Source organism: Mannheimia sp. E30BD, assembly GCF_041807785.1.
In the GTDB taxonomy this organism is placed as follows: Bacteria; Pseudomonadota; Gammaproteobacteria; order Enterobacterales; family Pasteurellaceae; genus Mannheimia.
The window spans coordinates 55,229-81,135 of record NZ_JBGTYX010000003.1; the positions used below are offsets into that span (position 1 = coordinate 55,229).

The 25,907-nt window shown below is 39.0% G+C and carries 24 protein-coding genes; 15 read left to right on the forward strand and 9 right to left on the reverse strand.

The features are described 5' to 3' along the window. Nucleotides 1-184: 184 nt before the first annotated feature. A complete protein-coding gene (locus ACERCG_RS02785) occupies nt 185-1,579 on the forward strand; it encodes a Do family serine endopeptidase (RefSeq protein ID WP_373610555.1) in 1,395 nt (464 codons plus the stop codon). Between the two features lie 41 nt (nt 1,580-1,620). On the opposite strand, the gene ACERCG_RS02790 is transcribed toward ACERCG_RS02785, so the two are convergent. Further along, nucleotides 1,621-2,481, reverse strand: coding sequence for a LysR family transcriptional regulator (locus tag ACERCG_RS02790; RefSeq protein WP_373610556.1), 861 nt, complete (start codon nt 2,479-2,481; stop codon nt 1,621-1,623). A 187-nt stretch (nt 2,482-2,668) separates the two neighbouring features. Here ACERCG_RS02790 and ACERCG_RS02795 point away from each other — a divergent pair, with 187 nt between their 5' ends. Together ACERCG_RS02795 and ACERCG_RS02800 are read left to right on the forward strand one after the other, a co-directional pair. Then, nucleotides 2,669-3,625 (forward strand): NAD(P)H-dependent flavin oxidoreductase, encoded by a 957-nt coding sequence (locus ACERCG_RS02795; RefSeq protein ID WP_373610557.1) that lies wholly within the window; start codon nt 2,669-2,671, stop codon nt 3,623-3,625. Between the two features lie 244 nt (nt 3,626-3,869). After that, a complete protein-coding gene (locus ACERCG_RS02800; protein ID WP_373610558.1) occupies nt 3,870-4,094 on the forward strand; it encodes a hypothetical protein in 225 nt (74 codons plus the stop codon). Nucleotides 4,095-4,332: 238 nt separating this feature from the next. Here ACERCG_RS02800 and ACERCG_RS02805 read toward each other — a convergent pair whose 3' ends face one another. After that, entirely contained in the window at nt 4,333-5,067 is a 735-nt protein-coding gene (locus tag ACERCG_RS02805; protein ID WP_373610559.1) for an MBL fold metallo-hydrolase, read from the reverse strand. 145 nt (nt 5,068-5,212) lie between these two features. Here ACERCG_RS02805 and ACERCG_RS02810 point away from each other — a divergent pair, with 145 nt between their 5' ends. Next, nucleotides 5,213-5,701, forward strand: a complete 489-nt coding sequence (locus ACERCG_RS02810) for a DJ-1/PfpI family protein (protein ID WP_373610560.1) — start codon at nt 5,213-5,215, stop codon at nt 5,699-5,701. Next, nucleotides 5,694-6,173 carry a helix-turn-helix domain-containing protein gene (locus ACERCG_RS02815; protein ID WP_373610561.1) on the forward strand — a complete coding sequence of 160 codons (480 nt, stop codon included), beginning with the start codon at nt 5,694-5,696 and terminating at the stop codon, nt 6,171-6,173. The genes ACERCG_RS02810 and ACERCG_RS02815 overlap by 8 nt, the downstream gene beginning before the upstream one ends. Here ACERCG_RS02815 and ACERCG_RS02820 read toward each other — a convergent pair. Beyond that, nucleotides 6,162-7,073 carry a lysine exporter LysO family protein gene (locus ACERCG_RS02820; RefSeq protein WP_373610562.1) on the reverse strand — a complete coding sequence of 304 codons (912 nt, stop codon included), beginning with the start codon at nt 7,071-7,073 and terminating at the stop codon, nt 6,162-6,164. The two genes, ACERCG_RS02815 and ACERCG_RS02820, sit on opposite strands and share 12 nt — an antisense overlap. Before the next feature lie 124 nt (nt 7,074-7,197). Between ACERCG_RS02820 and dinB the strand changes: the two genes are divergently transcribed. Both dinB and htpX read left to right on the forward strand, forming a co-directional pair. Further along, the gene (dinB, locus tag ACERCG_RS02825) at nt 7,198-8,274 is read left to right on the forward strand and encodes a DNA polymerase IV (RefSeq protein WP_373610563.1); all 1,077 of its coding nucleotides are present in this window, start codon (nt 7,198-7,200) and stop codon (nt 8,272-8,274) included. 88 nt (nt 8,275-8,362) lie between these two features. Further along, a complete protein-coding gene (gene htpX, locus ACERCG_RS02830; RefSeq protein WP_373610564.1) occupies nt 8,363-9,232 on the forward strand; it encodes a protease HtpX in 870 nt (289 codons plus the stop codon). 57 nt (nt 9,233-9,289) lie between these two features. Here the strand turns inward: htpX and ACERCG_RS02835 are convergent, their stop codons facing one another. Further along, nucleotides 9,290-9,781, reverse strand: coding sequence for a YqaA family protein (locus tag ACERCG_RS02835; RefSeq protein ID WP_373610565.1), 492 nt, complete (start codon nt 9,779-9,781; stop codon nt 9,290-9,292). A 199-nt stretch (nt 9,782-9,980) separates the two neighbouring features. Here ACERCG_RS02835 and focA point away from each other — a divergent pair, with 199 nt between their 5' ends. The 4 genes from focA to ACERCG_RS02855 all read left to right on the forward strand — a co-directional run bounded on the left by focA (nt 9,981) and on the right by ACERCG_RS02855 (nt 15,708). Further along, nucleotides 9,981-10,805, forward strand: coding sequence for a formate transporter FocA (focA, locus tag ACERCG_RS02840; protein WP_373610566.1), 825 nt, complete (start codon nt 9,981-9,983; stop codon nt 10,803-10,805). A gap of 89 nt (nt 10,806-10,894) precedes the next feature. After that, nucleotides 10,895-13,219, forward strand: a complete 2,325-nt coding sequence (pflB, locus tag ACERCG_RS02845; RefSeq protein ID WP_373610567.1) for a formate C-acetyltransferase — start codon at nt 10,895-10,897, stop codon at nt 13,217-13,219. Nucleotides 13,220-13,453: 234 nt separating this feature from the next. Continuing rightward, a complete protein-coding gene (locus ACERCG_RS02850) occupies nt 13,454-14,479 on the forward strand; it encodes a virulence RhuM family protein (RefSeq protein ID WP_373610568.1) in 1,026 nt (341 codons plus the stop codon). A 125-nt stretch (nt 14,480-14,604) separates the two neighbouring features. Next, nucleotides 14,605-15,708, forward strand: a complete 1,104-nt coding sequence (locus ACERCG_RS02855; protein ID WP_373610569.1) for an adenosylhomocysteinase — start codon at nt 14,605-14,607, stop codon at nt 15,706-15,708. 183 nt (nt 15,709-15,891) lie between these two features. On the opposite strand, the gene ACERCG_RS02860 is transcribed toward ACERCG_RS02855, so the two are convergent. The 3 genes from ACERCG_RS02860 to ACERCG_RS02870 form a co-directional block, all read right to left on the reverse strand. Beyond that, the gene (locus ACERCG_RS02860) at nt 15,892-16,266 is read right to left on the reverse strand and encodes a hypothetical protein (RefSeq protein ID WP_373610570.1); all 375 of its coding nucleotides are present in this window, start codon (nt 16,264-16,266) and stop codon (nt 15,892-15,894) included. A gap of 335 nt (nt 16,267-16,601) precedes the next feature. Then, the gene (locus tag ACERCG_RS02865; RefSeq protein WP_373610571.1) at nt 16,602-16,955 is read right to left on the reverse strand and encodes a hypothetical protein; all 354 of its coding nucleotides are present in this window, start codon (nt 16,953-16,955) and stop codon (nt 16,602-16,604) included. Between the two features lie 3 nt (nt 16,956-16,958). Then, on the reverse strand, nt 16,959-17,822 hold the full coding sequence (locus ACERCG_RS02870) for a hypothetical protein (RefSeq protein WP_373610572.1): 864 nt from the start codon (nt 17,820-17,822) through the stop codon (nt 16,959-16,961). 114 nt (nt 17,823-17,936) lie between these two features. On the opposite strand from ACERCG_RS02870, the gene ACERCG_RS02875 reads away from it, so the two are divergent. From ACERCG_RS02875 to prlC, 3 genes are all read left to right on the forward strand, one after another. Then, the gene (locus tag ACERCG_RS02875) at nt 17,937-18,269 is read left to right on the forward strand and encodes a helix-turn-helix domain-containing protein (protein ID WP_373610573.1); all 333 of its coding nucleotides are present in this window, start codon (nt 17,937-17,939) and stop codon (nt 18,267-18,269) included. Nucleotides 18,270-18,373: 104 nt separating this feature from the next. Continuing rightward, nucleotides 18,374-19,114 (forward strand): pyruvate formate lyase 1-activating protein, encoded by a 741-nt coding sequence (pflA, locus tag ACERCG_RS02880; RefSeq protein ID WP_044426939.1) that lies wholly within the window; start codon nt 18,374-18,376, stop codon nt 19,112-19,114. A 130-nt stretch (nt 19,115-19,244) separates the two neighbouring features. Continuing rightward, complete coding sequence (gene prlC, locus ACERCG_RS02885; protein WP_373610574.1) at nt 19,245-21,311, forward strand: oligopeptidase A; 2,067 nt, start codon at nt 19,245-19,247, stop codon at nt 21,309-21,311. A gap of 90 nt (nt 21,312-21,401) precedes the next feature. On the opposite strand, the gene ACERCG_RS02890 is transcribed toward prlC, so the two are convergent. After that, entirely contained in the window at nt 21,402-21,785 is a 384-nt protein-coding gene (locus tag ACERCG_RS02890) for a hypothetical protein (RefSeq protein ID WP_373610575.1), read from the reverse strand. A 199-nt stretch (nt 21,786-21,984) separates the two neighbouring features. On the opposite strand from ACERCG_RS02890, the gene ACERCG_RS02895 reads away from it, so the two are divergent. Beyond that, the gene (locus ACERCG_RS02895) at nt 21,985-23,142 is read left to right on the forward strand and encodes a chorismate mutase (RefSeq protein ID WP_373610576.1); all 1,158 of its coding nucleotides are present in this window, start codon (nt 21,985-21,987) and stop codon (nt 23,140-23,142) included. 50 nt (nt 23,143-23,192) lie between these two features. Here ACERCG_RS02895 and ACERCG_RS02900 read toward each other — a convergent pair whose 3' ends face one another. Beyond that, complete coding sequence (locus tag ACERCG_RS02900; RefSeq protein ID WP_373610577.1) at nt 23,193-25,721, reverse strand: class I adenylate cyclase; 2,529 nt, start codon at nt 25,719-25,721, stop codon at nt 23,193-23,195. Nucleotides 25,722-25,907: the final 186 nt, after the last annotated feature.

Consider the following 25,907-nt stretch of genomic DNA (forward strand, 5'->3'; position numbering starts at 1 on the left):
TATCAAATTTCAGCGAATGTCAAAAAACTTTTAATAAGATGACAAAACTTTGCTTTGCTAGCGGTATGATTTTAGAAAAATTTTGCAAATTGATGAACTGACAAAAAAAGGGCTTGTCTTAGTAAACACGAGCGACTTCACTCGTAGATTATAAAAAACATAGGATATGAGGAATATACACAATATGAATAAAACACTCAAAAAATCATTTTTAACCGCATTAGTTTTAGGCTCAAGTATTGCAGCAATGCCAATGATTGCACAAGCTGCATTACCAACAGCAGTTGATGGTCAAGCCGTGCCTAGTCTTGCCCCAATGTTAGAAAAAGTACAACCTGCGGTAGTCAGCATTGCCGTTGAAGGTAAAACAAAAGGCAATTCTCGCCGCACCCGTGATATTCCACCTGAATTTGAATTTTTCTTCGGTCCGAATGCCGATTTCTTCGGTGATCGTCAATCAGCCCCTCGCAACTTTCGTGGCGTAGGTTCAGGTGTAATCATTAATGCAGAAAAAGGCTATATCATCACCAATAACCACGTTATTGATAATGCAGACAAGATGACGGTAAAACTGGAAGATGGACGTGAATTTAACGCAAAATTAGTTGGAAGCGATCCGCTTTCAGATGTTGCATTAATCCAAGTTGAAAATCCGAAAAACTTAACTGAAATTAAATTTGCAGATTCAGACAAACTACAAGTGGGCGATTTTACCGTCGCTATCGGTAATCCGTTCGGTTTAGGGCAAACTGTAACCTCTGGTATTGTTTCTGCGTTAGGTCGTTCAACAGGTAAATCAGATGAAGGCTATGAAAACTATATCCAAACTGATGCTGCGGTAAATCAGGGTAATTCAGGCGGCCCATTAATTAACTTAAAAGGGGAATTAATCGGTATCAATACTGCAATCATTTCCCCTAGTGGTGGCAATGCAGGTATCGCTTTTGCCATTCCAAGTAATATGGCAAACAGCCTTGTAATTCAAATTATTGAATTTGGCGAAGTAAAACGTGGAATGCTAGGCATTAAAGGCGGTGAGCTAAATGCAAATCTTGCCAAAGAGTTTAACATTTCAACCCAACAAGGGGCTTTCATTAGTGAAGTATTACCAGATTCTGCCGCTGCTAAAGCAGGCTTTAAAGCAGGCGATGTGATTACTGAAATCAACGGTCAAAAAATCCGCAGTTTCAGTGAATTAAGAGCGAAAGTGGCTACTTCTGGTGTGGGTAAAGAGATTGAATTAACCTACTTGCGTGATGGCAAAGAAGACAAAGCGAAAGTGACGTTACAATCCGATTCGGAAGCTAAAACTACCGCTTCAAACATTATTCCTGCATTAAAAGGAGCAGAATTCAATAACTACAATGCGAAAGGCATTAAAGGCGTTGAAATTTCTAATATCGAAAAAGGCTCAATAGCAGAAATGAGAAGCCTCAAAAAAGGCGATATCATCATTGGCGTAAACCGCCACTCGGTAGAAAATATTGCTGATTTACGCAAAATTTTAGATTCAAAACCATCTGTAGTTGCACTCAACATTGTGCGTGATGGCGCGAATTTCTATGTAATTTTGCAATAAATTATGACAAAAAATAAGGTGGGTTTATCCCACCTTATTTTTTAGAATTTAGTACTAACAAAATCCAAAAACGCCCGCATTAAAGCCGACTGATGGCGGTGTTTAACATAGAGTAAATGCACGGTAAAATCAGGCTTTGTCGTATCCGCCAAAATCTCAACCAAGCCATACTCCTCAATCAAGCGATTTGCCATTGTGTGCGAAAGCATTCCAATCCCCCGACCATTTTTTATCGCATTTTGTATCGCATAAACATCATTGCTGGCAAAAGTGTATGGCAGTTCCAGTGTTTTTTTGCCATTGGGAATGCGTAACAATTTTTGGTCGGATTTGGCATAGCCGACAAGGGGAAACTTGGCTAAATCCGCCAAAGTCTTGGGCGTGCCAAATTGCGCCAAAAGTTTGGGGTGGGAGAGCCACTTGGTTTGGGTGGTAAATAAGGGTCTGGCAACCACGCTATCTGTATGCAAATCGCCTACCCGAAAGGCAAAATCTATGCCATCTTCCACCAAATCCAGCACACGGTCGGTAACTTCCAAATGCACACTAACCTTTGGATTTAACACGCAAAACTCATCAAGCAAATCCCACACTTCGCTCATCGCGGTTACCGTAGAAATGCGTAATTTGCCTGTCAGCTCGCTACTCTCGGCAGAAAAATGTTGGGCGATTTGGGTTAGGTTATCCACACTTAACGCAATTTGTTCATAAAACTGTTGCCCCGCCATTGTCGGCTTGACCCCTGTTTTGTGGCGGTCAAACAGTTGTACGCCCAGCGATTTTTCAAGCTCCACAATCTGACGGCTGATGGTGGCAATCGGCACGCCTGTCTGCTCGGCAGTTTTAGAAAGTGAGCCTGTTTGGATAATGTGGGTGAATAGGGGGAGGGTGTTGAGGTTCATAGAGTTTTCGCTTTTGATAAGATTGGGTTATTTTAATCAATTTACCTTTCATTTTTCAATGATTTTTTAAGTCAGTCCAATCATTAAATTTTCCAAATACGAAAACCATCTTCCCATTTTTCGTCATTCTCATTCCCTATCCAAAACCCTATAATACCTCTATCTATTTATCCAAAAGAGCAATGTTATGAACCGCATTACCCAAATTTTAAATATCAAGCACCCTATTATCCAAGCCCCAATGTCGTGGCTGACCGATGCAAAACTTGTGGCAAGCGTGGCGGAGGCTGGCGGACTGGGCTTTTTAGCCCCACACGCAGGACAGACGACCAACCCCACTTCAAGCGATGAAGTTTTAGAGCGTATGCGTAACGAAATCCGCAAAGTCAAAGCCTTGACCGATAAGCCGTTTGGCGTGCCGTTTATTTTGTCTTACGATTTTTCGCTGATTCCGTTAATGGTAGATTTGCTGATTGAAGAGCGTGTACCTGTGGTGCTGGATAATGGTTGGCTTGATAAAGAGATTTATACCAAATTCAAACAAGCTGGGATTAAAATCATCTGCCGCCTGCCTAACCCTAATTTGGCGGACGCTTTAAAGGCACAAGATCTGGGAGCAGATATTTTGGTTCTGACAGGCTTTGATGAAGGCGGTACTTTGCCGATGAAAGAAGTGGGCAGTTTTAGCGTTTTGGCGGAATTTGTCGGTAAGGTGGATTTGCCGATAATGCTGGCGGGTGGGATTGCCGACAAACGCAGTGTTCAGGCAGCCTTAAACTTGGGGGCGGAAGGCGTATGGGTTGGCACAGCGTTTATAGCCACGACAGAGTGCCGAGCAAGCGAAAAAGTCAAAGAATGGATTGTCAGTGCAACGGCTAATGATTTGTTATTGTTCCGCACCGAGCCGTATTATTACCGCTCTTTGCCAACCGAACTTGCCAAAAAATGCTTTGAAATGAGCGAAAACGGGGAAAATCGCTCTGAAATCGCCAAAGTGATGAACGCTGGCACAGGAATGCGTTTGGGTATGCTGGAAGGCGATTTTGATAATGGTTATGTGTCGGTGGGCAATGGCATTTCACAAATTAACAAAATCAAAAGCGTGAAAGAATTGATTGATGAGTTGATGGGGGATTTTAGATAGGTTTTAAACACCGTTTTTATTGGGTTAAAAGCGGTGGTTTTTTATCTAAATTTTGCAAAATTATTTTCAGACAGCCTGAAAATTAAAATTTCCAAATCCGAAAACCACCTTCCCATTTTTCGCCATTCAAATTTTAAAAAATTAAACCTTATAATACGCTTATCCTATTCAAGCAAAAGAGAAAATTGATGAAAAAACTCACCACCACCGTCCTTGCCCTAACCCTTGCCACGCTTGCTGTTGCTTGCACCCCAATCCTGCCAAAGTGGTCGCCACCACACGGCTTAATTATGGCGTGTTTGATAATCTGCATTGGGCGGGCGATAAGCTCGTTACCGCAGGTTCGCAGACGGTAACTTGTGGCGAGATGATGTCGTTTGACTGTTTAAAAGATTATCACATCACCACCATCACCCCTGATAATTTGGCGTTTCTACCGTTTTACCAGTTGGCAACACTTATTATTTAGGCTCGTTTTATCGGGATAAATTGGCGTATTTTGAAGGGAAGTGATGGATTTGGGATCCCGCAGGCAGAAAGAATGATAGAACTTTGTCATTTAGCTCGCAGTCAGTTCCTAGCATTGGAAAACTTGAATTTGAGTCAGCTAATGAAAGCAGAATAGCACTAAAATAAGCGGTCGTTTTTTAGCAAAATTTTGCAAAAAGTTGAGTAAAAATGACCGCTTGTTATGACTAGAAATGATATTAGTATTTTAATACTTCACTTTCATTTGGTACGGCAACACGTTTTTCAAATGCTTTGCCGCTGATGAAAGCTCGCATATCGGCTTTGCTGGTTTTGCCGTGATTTACAGTATCCATATGTACGGTAATAATTGAGGCATTTGGCATCACTTCTGCCATTTTTGCTACATCATTCGTACCCATAATAATGCTATTAGAAGAGTCTGCTAATTCTGCGTGTCCCATATTCATTACAATCACCTCAGGTTTATGTTGATTTAATGCCGTTTCTACCTGCTCATTCCAAATAGTATCGCCTACAATATAAAGGGTTTTCTCATTTTCAGATTTGAATACAACACCCATTGCATTACCTAATAATTCAGCTAAAGCTGGGTTGGAATACATCGCATCTTGCACAAAAATTGGTAAGTTTTTATCAATCAGCTTTTGAGCCACTTCGTCCCAATGATCATCGTGAGTGTGCGTAACTATAACCGCATCAATATCTTTTAATATTGATTCCACAGGCTCTGCAAGCTCAATTAGTGGGTTGCGTTGCTCACTATTTTTAGTGCCGGCAAAACCTGCATATCTACCTTTTTCAGCTAAGTAAGGATCAACTAAAAAAGTGGCATCGCCATAAGTTATTTTTGCCGTAGCGTTACGAATATGTTGATAACTGATCTCAGCATTTGCTGTGCTGATAAGCATTGAACTTAACGTGAGGGAAGCAAGAGTAGCTTTTAATTTCATTGTGTTTCCTTTTATGTATGTAAAATTTTAATAAAAAATGACCGCTTGTTGATAGAGGCTATTATCGGCAAAAATAGCAGTAAGAAATATTGACTCTTAGAGCAGTAATCGAAAGAATTGGGTCAATTTTATTTGTTAGGGGAAAATGATGTATTTACCTAAAGTTGCTTTCGTACTTTACCCAAATTTCAATCCGATTGTTCTTGTGCCGCCACAAATGATTTTTATGTCGGAGATAGACGGATTGCCACTTTTTGAATGCAAAATGGTTTCGGAGGGAGAGCTACAAGCGGTCGGAAATGGTGGAAAAATTACCATTTCTGCTGATGAGGATCTAAATTACTTTGATGAAGCTGATCTGATTGTTATTGCAGGTTGGGCGGATCTGGATACGCCACCTAGTTCTCTATTTAGAGATGCTTTACAACGAAACTATCAGCGTGGTGCAACAATTATAGGGCTGTGCTATGGCACTTATGCGTTGGCTTATAGCGGTTTATTAAACGGCAAAACGGCGGCAACACATTGGCTTGCAGAGGCAGATTTTAGCCAGTGTTTTCCACAAGTGAAATTAGATTTAAATACCCTTTATGTTGAGCAAGACAGATTAATTACCTCTGGGTTCAATGGCTAGTCTAGATTGTTGCTTGGCGATTTTACGAAAATTTCACGGTGTGAAAATAAGTAATCGTTTAGCCAGAATGCTGGTTTCTGCTCCTCATCGAGAAGGTGGGCAGGCACAATTTATTGAGCAGCCGATTGCAATGCGAACCAATAATCAAACTATTAATCAACTACTGGATTTTCTAAGGGAAAATTTAGATAGTCTCCATACTATCGATGAACTGACTGAACGTTTAGCAATGAGCCGCAGCACATTTACTCGCCATTTTCGTAAAGCAACAGGTATGGCGGTAGGAGAATGGCTAATTGAGACAAAATTACAAAAAGGTCGGGAATTGTTAGAAAGCAGTGATTTGAATATAGAGCAAATTGCGGAACAAATCGGCTTTCAAACGGCTATTTCTTTCCGCCAACATTTTAAAGCTAAACATTTTATTAGCCCAAGCCAATGGGGGCGGAATTTCGGCAGTTTAACCCTCTAGCACAATAAAAATTGCCATTAATAATGGTGCAGCGAGATTAACAATAAACCCAAAACTAATTGCCAATGGCACAATTTGAATACCGCCTGATTTTTGAATGATAGGGAGCATACAATCTAGCGAAGTTGCACCACCAAGCCCTACAGCCGTAGAGGGAAATCTTTTCATAAAAATAGGAATTAAAAATAGGCATAAAATTTCACGGGAAATATCGTTAAAAAAGGCGATACTACCGTAAATTGGGCCCCAAGCATCATTAACTAGCACGCTCGAAAGTGAATACCAACCAAATGCGGAAGCAAGGGTTAAGCCTTTAGCAAGAGATAAATCCAGTACAAATGATGCGATCACACCGCCAACCAGTGAGCTTGCGACCATCACAAGAGAGGTATAAATGCCTCGTTTGTTGAAAAATACTTCACGCAGGGGAATACCACTATTACGAAGCTGAATCCCTACGCCGAAAATCATTACTTCTAAAATGTAAGTACTTGAGTGTAAAGGAAAATCTACCGTACCTTTTGTGAAATAACCGATAATGCCACCGAGTAATGTTACCCCGATTAATTTTAAAGAGTCGAGCAATAGATGCAGGCGAGAAGGGAGTTCGTCTTGGCTGACTAGCTCTCTTTTCATTGGTTGTAGTTTGTCATAAATGATTAATCCTACAATATTGGCGAGGAGCAAAATAGCAAGTAAGCTAAATGCCATTCCACCGATTTGTGGGAGCTCAGTCAAGATATTATCAATTTGCCCGAGTGAGATCCCCATTACCAATAAAATCAGGTAAAGGCAGATATTCACCACTTTATTGACGATTGCCATATAGCGGTGATTTTTAACCCTAATTAAGTAGCCGAGAAAAAGCGGAATCAGCACAATGGCTAAACCGTAGAGCATTTTTTATCCTTATTATTTGTATTGATTTAAAACTTGAAATTGTAGCAATAAGGGCATAAAATAAAACTGTTTTTATATACAGTTATTTGGCTGTAAGCGGTCATTTTTAGGGAAAATTTTGCAGATGGCAACTCAATTTCAACGGAAAATTATTCACATTGATATGGACTGCTTTTATGCTGCGGTAGAAATGCGAGAAAATCCTTCGTTGGTAGGAAAACCTATTGCGGTAGGAGGAAGTCCGAATCAGCGAGGCGTGCTAGCCACTTGCAATTATGAAGCGAGAAAATTTGGTCTGCACAGTGCAATGGCAACCGCAACCGCCTTGAAAAAATGCCCGAATTTAGTGTTGCTGCCTGTTAATATGCCGTTATATAAAGCGGTTTCTGCACAAATCCACGAAATTTTTCACCGTTATACTGATGTGATTGAAGCCCTTTCGCTCGATGAGGCTTATTTAGACGTAAGCGACTGCGAGCTTCATTCAGGCTCTGCCACTTGGATTGCACAGGCGATTCGGAACGATATTTTCAATGAACTAAAATTAACCGCCTCTGCTGGCGTTGCTCCACTCAAATTTTTAGCAAAGATCGCCTCCGATCAAAATAAACCAAACGGACAATTTGTAATAAAGCCTGATGATGTGCAAAATTTTGTGAAAAATCTACCGCTTGCAAAAATTCCCGGCGTGGGCAAAGTAACCAATGAAAAGCTAAAACAGCTCGGTTTTGAAACTTGTGGCGATATTCAGCAAACAGAGAAAGCGATGATTTACCGTGAATTTGGTAAATTTGGGCAACGGCTATGGGATTTTAGTCACGGCATAGACGAAAGAGCAGTAGAGCCTTATCGCCGAAGAAAATCATTAGCGGTGGAAAACACGCTACTTGATGATATTTGGACGCTTGAACAAGCTAAGTTTGTTATTGCAGAACTATTTGATAAATTAACATTTAGGATTCAGCGAAATGTTCCTGATACTCCATTATCTGAATTTAAAAAATTAGGCTTAAAACTTAAATTTGATGACTTTACTCAAACCACGCTTGAACGGACTACAGAAGGTTTTTCCTACCCGCGGTTTGAAGAATTATTAGAGCAAATATTTGTGCGTAGAAATGAGCGAAAAATCCGATTAATCGGGCTAAATGTGCATTTCTCTGAGAAAAAAGTAAATAAACAGTTAAATTTGTGGGAATAATTGTGAACAAACTCTTGAATTAGCTGACAAAATCATTATCTTAATTAGGCATTAGTGCATCTATTATTTTTTGGAGACTTAACAGATTATGGCAAAACGTGTCATTCTATTTTTATTAACTAACTTAGCGATCACCTTTGTTTTAGGAATCGTTTTAAACATTATTTTTAATGTAACCGGCATTCAAGGTCAAAGTGTTGGCGGCATTTTAATTCTTTCTTTACTGTTTGGTTTTAGTGGTTCTTTAATTTCATTGTTCTTATCTAAATCAATGGCATTACGTTCTGTTGGTGCAGAGGTCATTAAACAGCCTCGTAATGAAGCAGAGCAATGGTTATTCAATACCGTTCAACACCAAGCACAGCAAGCAAATATCCCGATGCCGGACATTGCAATTTACCACTCAGCAGACGTAAACGCATTCGCAACAGGGGCAACGAAAAAGAATTCATTAGTTGCGGTAAGTACAGGCTTACTTAACTCAATGACCCAAGATGAAGCGGAAGCGGTTGTGGCACACGAAGTAGCACACATTGCGAATGGCGATATGGTAACAATGACATTGTTACAAGGTGTATTAAATACCTTCGTGATTTTCTTGGCTCGTATTATTTCAACCGCTGCGGCAAGTTCTCGTGACGAAAACGGTAACTCAAGCACCAACACATTAGTGTTTTGGGTTGTGGATATTGCGTTACAGATGATCTTCGGTGTATTAGCTACAATGATTGCAATGTGGTTCTCTCGCCAACGTGAATTCCGTGCAGATGCAGGCTCAGCTCAATTAGTGGGTAAAGAGAAAATGATTGCAGCTTTACAACGTTTACAACGTATCCATGAGCCACAAGAATTACACGGTTCTCTTGCCGCATTTATGATTAACGGCACACGTGGTAAAGAATTATTTATGAGCCACCCGCCGTTAGAAAAACATATCGAGGCGTTAAGAGCTTTATAGCCAAATACAAGCGGTTGTTTTTAGTAAAAAATTTACTAAAAACAACCGCTTTGTTCTTTATAAAAAATATTTCAAAACAGGGTAGAGCGTTGCCAGTAGAAAGAGGTATCGCAATAGCTTGCCAATCATAATCAAAATAATGCTTTGCCAAAGGCTAAACCTGAGCCAGCCTGCAATACCGCAGAAAATATCGCCAACAATGGGTAGCCAACTAAAAAGCAAGACTAAAACGCCATATTTTTTACTTTTTTCTAATGCCCATTTGGTGTAACGATTGTCTGCTTTTTTCGGACGGGGCAGTAATAAGCCCATTGCATAAGTAATTAAGCTTCCCAAGCTATTTCCTAAGGTAGCAACAATGACCAAAGCAGTTAGCGAAGAAGTTGGTATTTCATTTGTAACGATGTATTGGCTGGCAAGGGTGGTAAAAATAATTTCAGAATTTCCTGGCAATAGAGTTGAGCTGAGTAATCCACTCAAAAACATTGTGATGAGTTGATTTTGTTCAGAGAAAAACAAACTGAAAAATGAAGCCAGATATTCTGTCATAAATTTATTGTTAATTTGTTAAAACTTTGTTTGCTTAAATTTTATTAAATGTTATGTTTTTAGAGGATTTTGTTCTATGTCAAAAAAATGGGTAGAAGTACCTCTGATTGTGTAAGATTTTATTTAAAGATGAACTGAAGAGGTCTATAATTTCTACATAATATATCGGTTTTTCAATTCTCATTGTTAAGGTTGTCTGATGTTTTCTCCTGCTGAAATGGCAAAAATCGCAGAAGATGGTGCGGTTTATAAAGCAACAAAAAATCAATTATATTCCTTTCTCTCTGCCATTACTGCGGGCGGTTTTATTGCAATAGCATTCGTATTTTATACTACAACCCAAGTGGGTGCGAGCGAAATGCCTTGGGGTATGGCGAAACTAATTGGCGGTTTGGTATTCTCACTCGGCGTGATTATGTGTGTAGTGTTTGGGGCAGAACTTTTTACCTCATCAACACTTACGATTGTAGCCAGAGCGAGCCAAAGAATTAACTGGTTACAGATGTTTAAAAACTGGGTAGTGGTGTATTTCGGTAATTTTGTGGGGGCAATCTCCATTGTATTGTTGATTTGGTTTAGCGGTCAGATTATGGCGGCGAAAGGGCAATGGGGCTTGGTTATTTTAAATACGGCACAGCATAAAATTCATCACGCTTGGTTTGAGGCATTTTGCTTAGGTGTTTTTTGTAACATTATGGTATGTATTGCGGTGTGGATGTCTTACGCAGGTAAAAGCCTAACCGATAAAGCCTTTATTATGATGTTGCCGATTGCAATGTTCGTTGCTTCAGGCTTTGAACACTGCGTGGCAAATATGTTTATGATTCCAATGGGAATTACAATTTCTCACTTTGCCGGTCCTGAATTTTGGACGGCAATTAATGTTGATCCTGCACAATTTGCGGATTTAGATTTGTATCACTTTGTTTTTAAGAACCTGATTCCAGCCACACTGGGCAATATTGCTGGTGGTGTGTTTTTTATTGGTTTAATGCAGTGGTTCTTATACATTAGAAAGCACTAGATTTTAGAATCAAGCGGTCAAATTTTTGCAAAATTTTACCAAAAATTAACCGCTTTCCCGTTTTAACTTACTAACATAGAGGACTTAAAATGACTCAATTAACAGACGCTCAACAAAAAGCGTGGGAAGGTTTTGCCGGTGGCGATTGGCAAACTGAAGTAAATGTGCGTGATTTTATCCAAAAAAACTACACACCTTATGAAGGCGATGAATCTTTTCTGGCTGAAGTAACACCTGCAACAAGTAAATTGTGGGCAGATGTAATGGAAATGATCAAAGTAGAAAACAAAACGCACGAACCGTACGATATTGATTGCGACACGCCATCAACCATTACTTCACACGCACCGGGTTATATTGATAAATCATTAGAGAAAATCGTGGGTCTTCAAACTGATGCACCATTAAAACGTGCCATTATGCCGTTTGGTGGTATCAATATGGTAAAAGGTTCTTGTAAAGTTTATCGCCGTGAATTAAAACCTGAAGTAGAGCAAATTTTTACTGAATACCGCAAAACTCACAACCAAGGTGTATTTGATGTTTACACTCCAGATATTTTACGCTGCCGTAAATCGGGCGTAATTACAGGCTTACCAGATGCCTATGGTCGTGGTCGTATCATTGGTGACTACCGCCGTATGGCTCTTTACGGTGCAGATTTCTTAATGAAAGACAAACAACGTCAGTTTGCTTCATTACAGGCTCGTTTAGAATCGGGTGAAGATATTCAAGCAACCATTCAATTACGTGAAGAAATTGCCGAGCAACACCGTGCATTAGGCAAAATGAAAGAGATGGCGGCAAGCTATGGCTTTGATATTTCAGGCCCTGCAACCAACGCACAAGAAGCGGTGCAATGGACTTATTTTGCTTATCTTGCAGCAGTTAAATCACAAAACGGTGCGGCAATGTCATTCGGTCGTGTATCTTCATTCTTAGATATTTATATCGAGCGTGATTTAAAAGCGGGCAAAATTACCGAGCAAGAAGCCCAAGAGTTAATCGACCACTTAGTAATGAAATTGCGTATGGTACGCTTCTTGCGTACACCTGAATACGATCAATTATTCTCAGGTGACCCAATGTGGGCAACTGAAACCTTAGCAGGTATGGGTTTAGATGGTCGTACATTAGTAACGAAAAACAGTTTCCGTATTTTACACACGCTTTATACAATGGGGCCTTCGCCAGAGCCAAACTTAACGATTCTTTGGTCTGAGCAATTACCAGATGCGTTCAAACGTTATTGTGCGAAAGTTTCTATTGATACCTCATCAGTACAATATGAAAACGATGACTTAATGCGTCCTGATTTCCAAAACGATGACTATGCGATTGCGTGCTGTGTAAGCCCAATGATTGTCGGTAAAATGATGCAATTCTTTGGTGCTCGTGCAAACTTAGCGAAAACCTTATTATACGCAATCAATGGCGGTATTGATGAGAAATCAGGCGATCAAGTAGGGCCAAAATCTGAAGCAATCACAAGTGAATACTTAGATTACGATGATGTAATGACTCGCTTAGACAGCTTTATGGACTGGTTAGCAACCCAATATGTGACGGCGTTAAATATCATTCACTTTATGCACGATAAATATGCATACGAAGCAGCATTAATGGCTCTTCACGATCGTGATGTATTCCGTACGATGGCGTGTGGTATTGCTGGATTATCGGTTGCAGCAGACTCACTTTCAGCCATTAAATATGCGAAAGTAAAACCAATTCGTAGTGATATTGAAATTAAAAACAAAGCGGGTGAAGTTGTTGGTGTGACGAAAAACGTGGCGACTGACTTTGAAATTGAAGGCGAATATCCACAATTTGGTAACAATGATAACCGTGTAGACGAAATTGCTGTCGATTTAGTTGAGCGTTTTATGAAAAAAATTCAAAAACTCAACACATACCGCAATGCAACGCCAACTCAATCTGTACTTACTATCACATCTAATGTGGTTTATGGTAAGAAAACAGGTAATACCCCAGATGGTCGTCGTAGCGGTGCACCATTTGGACCAGGTGCGAATCCAATGCACGGACGTGACCAAAAAGGTGCGGTTGCTTCACTTACTTCTGTGGCTAAATTGCCATTTGCGTATGCGAAAGATGGTATCTCTTATACCTTCTCAATCGTACCAAATGCGTTAGGTAAAGATTACGAAGCACAAAAACGTAACCTTGCAGGTTTAATGGATGGCTACTTCCACCACGAAGCAACAGTAGAAGGTGGTCAGCACTTAAATGTGAACGTATTAAATCGCGATACATTATTAGATGCGGTAGAACACCCAGAGAAATATCCACAATTAACCATTCGTGTATCAGGTTACGCGGTACGTTTCAACTCTTTAACTAAAGAGCAACAAATGGACGTAATTACCCGTACCTTTACTGAAAGTATGTAATAGCAATTTGCAAAACTTTTAGCCACAAAACGCATTGCGTTTTGAACGTTGGCTTTGCCGACGGCTCCGTAGGAGCGAACAAAATTGGAAACAATTTTGTGAGTAATAATCAACCGCTTGTAGCATTTATGCCGCAAGCGGTTTTTTTGTGATCTCGCTCGAAAAATTGGCTATTCATTGACACAGCTCTTACAATATTGTTTATAATTACAGTATTCTATATGGGAGAAAGAGATGTCTAAGCAAGATTTAATTCGTTCCTCTGTGGCGGAATACCTCACTTTTATTACAGCCAGCGGCGAAAGCCAGGCTGATGCCATTTACGCCGATGAAAATGTCTGGCTCAGCCAAAAAATGATGGCGGTGTTGTATGATGTTGATGTACGAACCATTAGCTATCATCTCAAAAAAATCTTTAGTGACAATGAGTTAGCTGAAAATTCAGTTATCCAATTTTTTTGGATAACTGCCCAAGACGGCAAAAACTACCACACCAAGCATTATAATCTGTCGGCAATTATTGCGGTGGGTTATAAAGTCAATTCCGAGCGAGCAGTGCAGTTTCGCAAATGGGCGACCGAAATTGTGCAGAGTTTTGCGATTAAAGGCTTTGCGATGGACGATGAACGGCTGAAAAATGACGGCACGATTTTGGGCAAAAAATACTTTGAAGAACAGCTTGCCCGGATTCGGGAAATTCGCTTATCCGAACGCAAGTTCTACCAGAAAATTACTGACATCTACGCCACTGCCGTGGACTACGACCGCACTGCAACCGCCACCAAGCGTTTTTTTGCGACCGTGCAGAACAAGCTCCATTGGGCAATTCACGGACACACCGCCGCCGAACTGATTATGGCACGAGCCAACGCTGAAAAACCAAATATGTGGCTGACGAATTGGAAAGACGCTCCGCAAGGCAAAATTTACCCTTTCGATGTAGTGGTTGCCAAAAATTATTTATCGGATAACGAATTGGCACAATTACAACGGCTGGTCTCAGCCTATTTGGATATGGCAGAAGATATGGCAGAACGACAAATTCCGATGACAATGGCAGATTGGGAAACCCGCCTCAACCGCTTTCTTGCCGCCACCGACCGAGAAATCTTACAAGATGCTGGCAAAGTTACCGCTGAAATCGCTAAATCTTTCGCCCTCAGCGAATTTGAAAAATACCGAGTTAAACAAGATCTCACCTACGAAAGCGATTTCGATTTACTGGTAAAAGAGGTCGCCGCCAAGTACCACGCTGGCTAGGTTTGCAAAGTTTTCAGAAAAACCGACTGCTTGCAAGCGGTCGAAATAGTTTTAAAAAATGCAAAAATTTAAATATAGCGTATAATTCCAATATGTTATTAATTTGTTTATATAAGGTTTCTTTAATGTATCAAAATTTTTCTGCTGAATTAAATTGGGCAACACTACATATGACCCGTACACGTGCGGCTGTTGAGGCTTTACCTGATTTATCTCACGTCCGCTTGGCGTGCAATATGCACTTAGATTTGAAAATGGCTCCGTTAGTGAAAGGTTTGCTAGATAAAGGGGCAAAAGTGTTTTTAACCACTTGCAACCCAACCACCGTACAAGATGATGTTGTAGCCTATTTAGTGGAGCAAGGAGCAGAAGCCTATGCTTGGCGAAATATGTCACACTCGGATTGGCACGACAGTTTTCAAAAAGCGATTGATTGGCAACCAACTCATTTATGTGAGATGGGATCAGATTTAACCTCATTAATCCACTCTAAAGGTTTAAAAACAGCGGTAAAAGCAGGTTTAGAAGCAACCGGATCAGGCGTGAATCGTTTAAATGGCTTGAAGCCAAATTACCCCATTTTTAACTGGGACGACTTACCCGTAAAAGAGGGCTTACATAACCGCCATATGGTAGGTTTAACGGCGTGGCATACTTTCTTTAATACTACCCATTTAAGTTTACACGAGAAAACCGTTGTCGTAATTGGCTATGGCTTAGTTGGACAAGGTGTTGCAGCATCAGCCAAAGCCTATGGCGGAAAAGTGATTATTGCTGAAATTGATAAAGCTCGTGCATTACAAGCCGAATATGACGGTTGGCAAGTAATGCCATTAGCAGAAGCGGTAAAAATTGCTGATGTGATTGTCACTGCAACAGGGGCAAAAAATGTATTGAGTGGCAAGCTACTTGAGCAAGCAAAATCAGGTTTATTTATTTTAAATGTCGGACACGTTGCAGAAGAAATTGATGTACCTTTCTTAAAACAGTACCCGATGAGCGAGCCTATTCCCTATGTGAATGCTTACCGAGTCGGAGATAAAACGATTTACTTGCTGGCTGATGGCTCTATGTTTAACCTCACGGCAGGTTACGGCGATAGTATCAACGCCTTTGACGTTACCCTTGCGGTAATGACAAGCGGTATTGGACATATTGTCGGCGAAGGGGAAAAAGCAGAAAAAGAGGTTTATCTACTGCCGCAAGGCGTTTGGCAAAAAGTTCTTTAAAAATAACCGCTTGCAAGCGGTCGAAATAGCTTTAAAAATTGCAAAAATTTAAACATATTCGCTTGATATGTTGATGGCGTAAACATATCGCCAAAATAGGTTTAAAAAAGTCGATTTTTTAAAGATGAGGTTTGAAGTGTAAAGCAAAACAGCCCTGAATTGGGCTGTTTATTAAAATGAGAGCTAAATACAATAAACTTGTTTTACACCTTTAGCTTTGGGCTGATAGCACTGCCCTCTAAAGTTAGTAGGAATTCCTTTTAAGCGTTTGGTTTCTTTTGCTTCTTTCCCATTGATATAAACATCAGTTTGATAGCCATTTCCACCTGTTGTCATAGCTAAGTTTATATTGATAAAACTTACCATAGTAACATCATCAAAAGTATGGCTCTGTTCTTGCATTCCATTTGAACAATTTTCTACCTTGCTTTTGGTTAGCTTACCATTTTTAAGATAGTAACCTGTAGAGTAACGTTGACCCTGACCGTAATCTTCATCGCAGGCGAGGGCTTGGGTAGAGAGAGTAAAAGCAATTAGGCTCAGTAGATATTTTTTCATTAGCTATCCTTATATTAAAAAGTTAATTAAAAACTATCGTTTCAATAAATAACGACATTTTTTATAGGCTTCTAGTTTAGAGGCATATTTATGATCTTCAAGATATGCATCAACACAACGAGTTGTATCTGTTTTCCGAAAGGTAGCATTTACTATAGAATATATAGTTACACAAAATATAAGACTAATACCTAAGATGATTGCAATTTTTACATTGGGATTTTGTTGGTTAAAATTGAACATAGTATTCCTACTTAATCTTCAATATCAAAAAACTTATCAACAAATAAACCTAGACAAAGGCATATAAAATACCCTGTAAGTTTAAGCATACCTCAAAAGCCAAAATTTAGATCAAGTGATAAAAACCAAATAAATATACCAATGAAAGTAATAAACATTAGAGTTCTTACTACATTGATGGTAGTTTTTGTATGGCTGGGAGCTAAAAAGATAATTGGAAGTATAAAACCCGAACTAAAGATAATGCTTCTTAAACATTCATAGAAATAGGTATCAAAGCTGGTGATTTCATAGGAACCAGCACCGACTCGAAATAATCTTCCTTCATCGAATCCCACAAATATACTAGCAATTATATATAATATAAATGGACATATAATGCACATAAAAGGAAGTAATAACCAACGGATAGCTGGATTCCAAGATGTTAAAATTTTATCAGACATCTTTTATTTTCCTTTTGCAAATAGTGAAAAGAATAATCCAAGTAAAATATCTATTCCAAAACGTATCACGAATGCAATAATATAAACACCCATACTAAATCCAAGAAATCTAATAAAACTTTCTGGTTGAAAATAAGTATAAATTGCTGGAGCAAGAATAAATACTGCTATTCCTTCTGGAATAATACTGCTTGGGTAGCCTTGTATCAGATTTCCTAAAATAGAACCAATAAGTAATGCAACCAAGAATGAAGTAGAACTTGGTTCAATAAAATAAGCAATGGCTAATGTGATAAATGAAAGCATAATAAAAACTCCTATAATCCAAATAATTTTGTGAAAAATCCTTTTTTTTTTCTCTTTTTTAGGTAGTCCTGTATCAGGATGACCATAAGCTTGTTCTATATTTCCAATATATTTTTGTTCACCTGTAAAATTAATATAATCAGCTATAACTTCTCCTAAAAAAGAGCTGATCTCACTTTCAGGTAAGATATCGACAGATAATTCACCACAGTTATATCTGTGACCGTTAAAAAATAGTCCTATCATTATTGGTGGATTTTTTCCTAATATTTCTACTATTTGTTTATTATTTGGATGTTCTACATTCATTTGTTCTAATGTAGCTATAGCAATCGGAAGTAAAGATGCCTTTGGGTTAATATCCCTACGTTCGAAAACTGAAAGAGAATAAAGGTATTTTAAAGGAGAATCGCTAGTTCTTTTGGCATAGATTGGCAAGGGATTTTTTTGTAACTGTAACCAAAAATTCCCCCAACTGAATATTAAGCCACTATCATCGAAAGGATAACAAACAGGAGATGTTGGAAATTCTGTTTTAGATATAGGAATTAAATTTCTCATAGATAACACCATAAATGAATAATTTATTAAAATTTTAATCCTTTATGTTTCTTCTTGCAAGCATAAAAAACTCTAAGAATATGCAATTAATGAATAATTTTAGAGAGTATAGTTATGGCAAAGTTTGTGCCAAGTAACATAGATCGGCTAATAGGTCAACGCATTCAACAAAAACGTAGAGAAATGGGGTATTCGGCAGAAAGGCTGTCAGAGTATGTGGATATTTCCCAGCCGCAGCTTTCACGCTATGAGCGAGGGGCGAATAAGATCAATGTGGCACATTTGGTGGCGATTGCGACCTTTTTGAAAACACCGATTAGCTACTTTTTTGCCGATTGTATGGAAGGGTTTGATTGGAACAGCGATGAAGCCGACCGCTATTGGCAGGAATTAACCCAAACGCAAAAATCGTTATTTATTGATTTTCTGAAAGAGATCAAAAAATAGTATGAATTTCTCCTTTCTTAAAATATACCGGCGTGATTTATTTCTGCGAACAACATAAAAATTTGCTACAATTTCTCAAAATTTTTTGAGGGTTGAGGTGACAAATGTCTGTTGTTGGACGTATCCATTCTTTCGAATCCTGCGGTACGGTAGATGGACCGGGGATTCGTTTTATTCTGTTCTTGCAAGGCTGTTTGATGCGGTGCAAATATTGTCATAATCGTGATACTTGGGATCTTGATGGTGGCAAAGAAATTACGGTTGAAGAGCTGATGAAAGAAGTCACGACTTATAAGCATTTTATGAAAGCGACCGGCGGTGGTGTCACGGCTTCGGGTGGGGAAGCGGTGCTGCAAATGGAGTTTGTGCGGGATTGGTTCCGTGCCTGTAAAGCGGAGGGCATTAATACCTGCTTAGATACCAATGGGTTTGTTCGCCATTATAGCCCGGTGGTTGATGAAATGCTTGAAGTGACCGATTTGGTTTTGCTGGATTTAAAACAGCTCAATGATGAAGTTCACCAAGATTTAGTCGGGGTATCGAATAAGCGTACCCTTGATTTCGCCCGTTATCTGCACAAATTAAATAAACCGACTTGGGTTCGCTATGTGGTCGTGCCGGGTTATACTGATGACGATGATTCTGCCCATCGTTTAGGGCAGTTTATTCAAGGAATGGATAACATTGAGAAAGTGGAACTTCTGCCTTATCATCGTTTAGGGGCTCACAAATGGGAAACCTTAGGCTATAAATATGAGCTGGAAGGGGTAATGCCACCGCCTAAAGAGGATTTAGAGCGTATCCAAAAAATCATTGAAAGTTACGGGCATACAGTCAAATTCTAAAGACAAGCGGTCATATTTTGTGATTTTTTTGCAAAAAATTATTGAAATATGACCGCCTGTTTTCTTTTCTCTCTCACTTTGTGTATTATCTTGATACGAATTTTCATTTTGACCATAAAAGGAAAAAATAATGTCTAACCCTCTTTTAAATTACACAGGCTTGCCTGCGTTCTCACAAATCAAACCTGAACATATCAAACCGGCGGTAGAAGCGGTGATCAAAGAATGCCGTGAAACCGTTGAAAAAGTCGCACAAATTGAAAACCCGACGTGGGAAAATTTCTATATGCCACAAGCAATGGCAGGGGATAAATTCTCCCGTGCGTGGTCACCGGTAGGGCATTTGAATGCGGTGAAAAATTCCCCAGAGTTGCGTGAGGCTTACCAAGCGTGCTTGCCGTTATTATCGGAATACAGCACTTGGGCGGGGCAACATCAGGGGTTATATCAAGGCTACTTAAAATTAAAAAACAGCCCTGAATTTGAAACTTATTCGACTGCACAGAAAAAAGCGATTGAAAACAGCCTACAAGATTTTGAATTATCGGGTATTTCTCTGCCAGCAGATAAACAAAAACGCTATGGCGAAATTTCTGCACGCTTATCTGAACTCAATTCGCAATTTAGCAATAATGTGCTAGACGCAACGATGGGTTGGGATATTGTGATTACTGACGAAGCACAATTAAAAGGCTTACCAGAATCTGCATTAGAGGCAGCAAAATTATCGGCAGAAAGTAAAGGCAAAAAAGGCTATCGCTTTACCCTTGAAATTCCAAGCTATTTGCCAGTAATGACTTACTGTGAAAACAAAGCCTTGCGTGAAGAAATGTACCGTGCTTATGTAACCCGTGCCTCTGATCAAGGCCCGAATGCAGGCAAGTGGGATAACAGTGCGATTATTGATGAAATTCTTAAACTTCGCCACGAAAGATCGCAACTGCTTGGCTTTAAAACCTATTCTGACTACTCATTAGCCACTAAAATGGCGGAAAATCCGCAGCAAGTGCTGGATTTCTTAAATGATTTAGCCACTCGCTCAAAAGCACAAGGCAAAAATGAATTATGCGAGCTGAAAAAATTTGCGAAAGAGCATTTTGGCGTAGAACATCTGGATTTATGGGATATTACCTTCTACAGCGAAAAACAAAAACAAGCGTTATATTCAGTGAATGACGAAGAGCTTCGCCCATATTTCCCAGAAAACCGTGTTTTATCAGGCTTATTTGAAGTGATGAAACGTGTTTTCGGTATGCGAGTAGAAGAGCAACAAGGTGTAGATGTTTGGCACAAAGACGTGCGTTTTTTCAATATTTTTGATAAAAATGACCGCTTGCGTGGTTCGTTCTACCTTGATTTATACGCTCGTGAAAATAAGCGTGGCGGTGCGTGGATGGACGATTGCATCAATCAAAAACGCTTGGCAGACGGCACATTACAAAAACCGGTTGCCTATTTAACTTGTAACTTCAATAAACCGATTGGCGACAAACCAGCGTTATTCACTCACGATGAAGTAACCACTTTATTCCACGAGTTCGGACACGGTATTCACCATATGCTGACCGAAATTGATGTGGGCGATGTAGCAGGTATTAACGGTGTGCCGTGGGACGCGGTTGAATTACCAAGCCAATTCTTAGAAAACTGGTGTTGGGAAGAAGAGGCGTTAGCTTTCATTTCAGGGCATTACGAAACAGGTGAGCCATTACCGAAAGCAAAATTAGATCAACTACTTGCAGCGAAAAACTTCCAAGCAGCAATGTTCGTACTGCGTCAATTAGAGTTTGGTTTATTTGATTTCCGCTTACATACAGAATATGACCCGAACAAACAAGGACAAGTATTAGCATTACTTAAAGAAGTGAAAGATCAAGTTGCTGTTGCAAAAGGGGTAGATTGGGCAAGAACGCCACACAGCTTCTCCCATATTTTTGCAGGTGGCTATGCGGCAGGTTATTACAGCTACTTATGGGCGGAAGTGCTTTCTGCCGATGCTTATTCACGCTTTGAGGAAGAAGGTATTTTCAATGCAGAGACAGGACAGTCGTTCTTAGATAACATCTTAACGCGTGGTGGTTCAGAAGAACCAATGGTGCTATTTGAACGTTTCCGTGGACGCAAACCAACCCTTGATGCATTATTACGCCACAAAGGAATTTTAGGGAATGCTGAAAGAGTAGAGTGTGTTTCTTAATTGAACATAGGGAGAACAGCGTTCTCCCTAATTTTTACGAATATAGAAAGGGCGAAAAATTTGTCGCCCCTACGTTTTTTTATTTAATATTTAGTGGTATGAACCTACTTTCGGGTGGTTCGCTGGTTTTTCAAAGCCTTTTTCTTTCAAGCAAGCTTCAAATTTTGCACTATCTTCAACGCTCTTAACGCCTTTGTGGCATTCTTTCACGGCTTTCGCAAATTTAGGGTTTTTATGTTTATATTTGCCTTTCATTTTTGGGTGATTGGCTGGTTTTTTAAACCCTTTCTCTTTTAAGCATTGCTCAAAAGTAGGCATATCTTTTTTATCTTTCAGGGTGCTGTGGCACTCTTTCATTGCTTGCATTAATGCAGGATTTTTATGGTGTACATCAGGGTTATGTTTCTCGTGTTTATGGGGCTGTGTACAAGCCGCTAAAAGTGCTATACACGAAAGGGCAATCAGTTTTTTCATTGTGAACTCCTTGATTAAGTAATAATCTTTGGGTTAAAAGATAAACTATTCTAGCAAAAAAAGTAAAGGAATAAAGGTTGCTTTCTCTATTGATTTGATTAGATATTTGCAAATTTTTAGGCAAAAGCGACCGCTTGTCTTTTCTTTATTTTTGAACAGGTTATAATTCCGACATTCGTTATTATAAGAGAATATATTAATGTCTTTAGATTTATCCGATATTCGAACACAAATTACTAATCTTGATCGCAACTTATTAAAACTACTTGCAGAACGCCATCGCCTTGCTTTTGATGTGGTAAGAAGCAAAGAAATCACACAAAAGCCATTGCGTGATTTAGAGCGTGAGAAAGCCTTACTTCAAGAGCTGGTGAATTTTGCCGAAGCTGAAAATTATCAGCTCGATCCACAATATGTGACCCAAATTTTCCAACGTATTATTGAAGATTCCGTTCTTACCCAACAAAATTATCTGCAAAATAAACTAAATGCACAAAAAGAAGAGCAGATTGCTATCGCTTTTTTAGGAATGCGTGGTTCTTACTCGAATATGGCTTCTCGCCAATTTGCTAAAAAATATCAAGGTGCATTAGTTGAATTAAGTTGTGGCTCATTTGATGAGGTATTTGAGAAAGTTCAAAGCGGCGAAGCTGAGTTTGGCGTATTACCATTAGAGAATACTACCTCAGGCTCAATCAATGAAGTGTATGATTTATTGCAACACACAGACTTAACGCTGGTGGGGGAATTAGCATATCCAATCAAACATTGTGTATTAGCAAACGGAAATGTAGATTTAGCGGAAGTTGATACGGTTTATACCCACCCACAACCAGCTCAGCAGTGTAGCCAATTTTTAGCAACGCTTGATAAAGTCCATATCAAATATTGTGAAAGCAGTTCGCACGCAATGCAAATGGTGGCTCGCTTAAATAAGCCAAATATTGTGGCACTAGGCAATGAAGATGGCGGAAAATTATATGGCTTGACCAATGTTAAAACGGATATTGCAAATCAGCCAAACAATATCACTCGCTTTATTGTGTTATCAAAAGAGCCTGTGCAAGTTTCGCCACAGGTACAAACAAAAACCTTGCTCTTGATGACAACGAGTCAGCAAGCAGGTGCATTGGTTGATGCGTTAATTGTGTTTAAGAATCACAATATCCGAATGATGAAATTGGAATCTCGCCCAATTTACGGTAAGCCTTGGGAAGAGATGTTCTATGTGGAGCTTGAGGCGAATATTCATTCAGAAAATACGCAAAACGCATTGACAGAGCTTAAAAAAGTAACGAGCTATGTGAAAGTATTAGGCTGTTACCCAAGTGAAATTATTGAGCCAGTGAAGTTATAAAGATGATTAAAGGGCTACTTCTTCTAAGAAGTAGCCCTTTTGAATAAGGTTTAACATTTTTGTTCTTGTTGTGCTAAATAATCCAAATGTTGGCGACTTTGAAACGGTACAATAGACAGCTCGCCATTAGGCGAAATTAGCTGGTAAAACTGTGGGTGATTAAAACTACCGAATGAGGCTTCAGTTTCTGTTTTTAGCCGTTTATTGTGCTGTAACTTATTGATTTTTCTTATTTTCTCTTCTTTATTACCGGAACAATTATAGTAACTTTCCACACTATTTTTTTCATCAACCACATATACATTAAAACTACTGTCTTGGTTGTCTTCAAAGAAGAATTGTAAAAAGCCTTCGCTGGCAAATTCGCTGATTTTTTGAGGAAATACTTCTTTTACTGTATTAGCAGCTAGATTTGCAAAATTTTCACGATTTTCGACCGCTTGTTCGTCAATCTGCTTAATGCCTACCGTTTGTTTACGGAAAAGTACCTGCCAGGTTTTTCCTGCAATTTTTAAGTGGCGGAGTTCATCAGCTTGTAAGAAACAACCTGTTTGGATCGTAATACATTTATGTACTAAGTCGGAAACAAACTCACGCAAATTACTACGTAGATATTTACTATAGCAAAAAATATTCACTGAATTTGGTGATGCTGCACCTTGATAAATACGGTTAGAGACCAATTTAAGGGCTTTTAAAATTGCATCTTCGCCATCAAAATGCTGAGTACGGATTTCATTCCAAACATTGCGATAAATAATACTTACACTTCCTACTAAAGTTTTTTGTGTTTTACCGAAGTTGAATAAATCACTTTGGGAAACTTTTTTAGGTAAATCAGTAATGGTTTCTGTCGGATCTTGCACTAAATTAATTGCAATCGCTAAATTGCGAATTTTATTCGGGTGATGCATATCCTCATTTGTTATTTCTGGTGCTTGAATTGGGAAAGTTAAGCGTAAGTCAGTAATAAATTGACGTAATTTCTGCGTATTCAGATTATCGCTTACTGTGTGTAAATGGGTATTGGCATTTATAATGCCATTAAAAAGCCCCCAAGCAATCAGTTTAATAGGGCTTTTGTTGTAGTGAACATAGCGAAGGTTCGAATCATACTGACTTCTCGGTGCTTGGTTTACCAAATACCAGCCCGCTTGCATTGATGAACTGCCTGCTTTCACTTCAATAAAAGTTACCGCATTTTCTGCTAAATTTGATGATATTTTCGGATTAATTAGCTGCACTTTACCCGGTAAGGTTTCAAATACCGAATAAAGTCTTCGCATCAAAATATCGGTATCATTGGTCATAATACTTGGATTAAGATGGAATTTCCGAGCAAAGTGGATTAAGTTACGATAGCTTTGCAGTAGATGATCGATCAGCATATTTTCGTGATTCATCACTTGCTTAATTTTCCAATTTTGGCGGTTTTGTAGCAACAAAGTTTGTGCTTCGTTCCAAGACCATTGCTCAACCAAAGATTGTAATACTTCTGTACGCCAATTTTTTCTGATTTCCCCTTCAATTGCTTTGGCATAAAAACAGACACGCAAGCGGTCTAATTTTACCCATTCCTTGCGAATAACAAGTTGCTCGGTAACCAGCTCAAGCATTGCCAAATAAGGGTCAAAATGATATTCGATTGCCTCATCACTTAAAATTCTTTTCTTAAATTCTTTTGAAATTAATTTAGTTTTCGGGTAGGTGTGGGCGTAGCACTCTAACAACAAAATCTTAATAGCGGATTTATAAGGATTATTGATCCCTTTATAGAGTTGCCAAAGGCTTGCCCCAAAAAATTCGCTGGCAGAAAGACTCGAAAAGTCGCCAAAATCCACCCATTCAGTTAAATCAATTTCAGGATTATTATGGGCATTTTGATATTCATCTTTATGCAAGTGTAGCCACAGCAAGCGTTTACCCGCCAGTAATATGGCTGAACGGTAAAATTCATCAAGTAAGAAAAAGTGCTGAGCAGAGCCACTGTGTTCATTTGTTACACCGCTGCTGTAAGTTTGTGTTTTAAATTGCTCTGGGTTCATTAAGAAAATATTAATGTCCACATCAAAGGTTTTTGCCCATTCTTGTAGCTTAGTAATTTTAAGCTCCATTAATTTATATTGTTCAATAGTGAGCGTATTTGAATAGCAGAGCCATAAATCTAAATCTGACAGGCTGGTTTGGGTAATAGAACCTGTGCTGCCCATACAATAAAGTGCATCAAAATGGGTTTGATCTTTTAAACGATAGTCAGAGATTGCTTCATTGAAGCTATAAGACATCAATGAATTTTTTTGATAATCAGATAATTCAAAATACCAAATGCCTTGCGGTGCATTTTCAACATAGGCAGGAAGACTTGGGTGATTAAGATGAATAAGTAACGGAACTAATGAAAAAACGTGAACAAAACTTTGATTGTTGGCACTAATTGCTCGCTCAATACGATAAGCATTGAGTTTATCGATTCTTTGTTTCGTCAAAGCTAATTTTTGGGAAAAATTCGCCTCACTTGCTTTAATAGCAGTTCCTTCTACAATTGTTGCTGTATTAGCTTCAAGGGAGAGTGTTTTCACGTCAATTTCCTTCAAAAAATATGTTCTGCTTAACATTTTAGCTGAAAAGTCTAGATTATGTAATGAAATATACTAAAAAAGTTAAGAAATTGAGCAGATCCATTTTGCCTAAAAAACACCATCTTGTGGTTATTGTGACTGAAAAGAGTTCAGACCAGTCATAATTTTGTGTAAAATAAGCAAGTT